Genomic DNA, 2472 nt, shown 5'->3' on the forward strand with positions numbered 1-2472 from the left:
ATCGCCCGCGTTCCGCAGACCGACGAGCAGGGCAAGCAGTATCTCAAGCGCTACAACACCACGCCGGGGCGCATGCTCATCGGCGAGTGCCTGCCCAAGAGCCACAAGGTGCCCTTCGATGTCGTCAACCGCCTTCTCACCAAGAAGGAAATCGGCGACGTCATCGATCAGGTCTATCGCCACACCGGCCAGAAGGACACGGTGCTGTTTGCCGATGCGATCATGGGGCTTGGCTTCCGTCATGCCTGCCGTGCCGGTATTTCGTTCGGCAAGGACGACATGATCATCCCCGATTCCAAGGAGCGTCTGGTCGATGAGACCCGCGCCTTGGTTGCGGATTATGAGCAGCAGTATCAGGACGGCCTGATCACCCAGCAGGAAAAGTACAACAAGGTGATCGACGCCTGGAGCCGTTGCGGCGACCAAGTGGCGAACGCCATGATGGACGAGATCAAGGCGACGCCCAAGGACGAGAACGGCCGCGAAGCCCCGGTCAACTCGATCTATATGATGAGCCATTCGGGCGCGCGTGGTTCGCCAGCGCAGATGAAGCAGCTCGCAGGGATGCGCGGGCTGATGGCCAAGCCGTCAGGCGAGATTATCGAAACGCCGATCATCTCGAACTTCAAGGAGGGCCTCACCGTTCTTGAATATTTCAACTCCACCCACGGGGCGCGCAAGGGCCTAGCGGATACGGCGTTGAAGACCGCGAACTCGGGTTATCTGACGCGTCGTCTGGTTGACGTCAGCCAAGATTGCGTGATCGTCGAGGAAGATTGCGGCACCGAAAATGCGCTGGAAATGCGCGCCATCGTGCAGGGGGGCAGCGTTATCGCCTCGCTGGGCGAGCGCATTCTGGGCCGGACGCTGGCCGAAGACATCGTCGATGCCAAGTCCGGCGACATTGTCGTGGCGCGTGAAACCCTGCTCGACGAAGCCGCTGTCGCGGTGATCGAAGGCATGGGCATCCAGGCGGCGCGCATCCGTTCGCCGCTGATCTGCGAGGCGACCATGGGCGTGTGCGGCAAATGCTATGGCCGTGATCTGGCCCGCGGCACCCCGGTCAACATCGGTGAGGCTGTCGGCGTGATCGCCGCGCAGTCGATCGGTGAGCCGGGCACCCAGCTGACGATGCGGACCTTCCACATCGGCGGTGCGGCGCAGCTCAACGAAACCTCGAACCTCGAGGCGGTGGCCGATGGCACGCTGCAGTATCGCGACATCCCGACGCTGGTGAACAAGCGCGGTCAGCGTCTGTCGCTGGCGCGCAACGGCGAAATCGCGATCGTCGACAAGGAAGGCCGCGAACGCGCGGTGCACCGTATCCCTTACGGCACGGTGCTGCTGGTTGATGACAATGGCGCGGTGAAGCTGGGCGACCGGATCGCCGAGTGGGATCCGTTCACCATGCCGGTGATCACCGAAAAGCAGGGCGTGGTGAAGTATCAGGACCTGATCGACGGCAAGACGCTGATCGAACAGACCGATGATGCCACTGGCATTGCCCAGCGGGTTGTCGTGGAGTTCCGTGGATCGGGCCGGGCCAAGGCCAAGGAAGATCTGCGGCCGCGCCTGACGTTGCTTGACGAGGATTCAGGGGAGGCGGCGCGCTATCTGCTCGCGGTCGGCGCGATGCTCTCGGTTGAGGATGGCCAGACGGTGCATGTGGGTGACGTGCTCGCCCGTGTCAGCCGTGAAGCCGCCAAGACGCGTGACATCACCGGCGGTCTGCCGCGCGTGGCCGAACTGTTCGAGGCGCGCAAGCCCAAGGACAATGCGATCATCGCCAAGATCTCGGGCCGCATCGAATTCGTCCGTGATTACAAGGCCAAGCGCAAGATCGCGATCCATCCGGAAGAAGGTGAATCGGTCGAGTACCTGATCCCGAAGGCGAAGGTCATCGACGTTCAGGAAGGCGAGTATGTCAAGAAGGGCGATAACCTGATTTCAGGCTCGCCTGACCCGCATGACATTCTTGAAGTGCTCGGCATTGAGGCGCTGTCCGAATATATGGTTGCTGAAATCCAGGAGGTCTATCGTCTGCAGGGCGTGAAGATCAACGACAAGCACATCGAGGTGATTGTGCGCCAGATGCTGCAGAAGGTGGAAATCACCGATGGCGGCGACACCACCCTGCTGCCGGGCGAACAGCTCGATGGTGAGGAAATGAACGAATACAATGCGCGGCTTGAGCCGGGTAAGCGGCCTGCCGAAGGCAAGCCGGTGCTGCTCGGGATCACCAAGGCTTCGTTGCAGACGCGTTCGTTCATCTCGGCGGCGTCGTTCCAGGAAACCACCCGGGTGCTCACCCAGGCGGCGGTCGAGGGCAAGCGCGACTCGCTCATCGGCCTGAAGGAGAACGTCATCGTCGGTCGTTTGATCCCGGCGGGCACGGGTGCGGGCATGAACCGCATGCGCATCGCTGCCACCAGCCGCGATGCCGCACTCCGCGCCCAGCAACGCGCGCTGCAA

General features: G+C 62.3%; 1 pseudogene. It reads left to right on the forward strand.

Annotation, left to right across the window (positions count from 1 at the left end):
• Window positions 1-2472: pseudogene (locus ACEW8G_RS01490) on the forward strand (DNA-directed RNA polymerase subunit beta'); the annotation flags it as partial.

Source organism: Blastomonas sp. (assembly GCF_041747255.1).
Classification (GTDB): Bacteria; Pseudomonadota; Alphaproteobacteria; order Sphingomonadales; family Sphingomonadaceae; genus Blastomonas.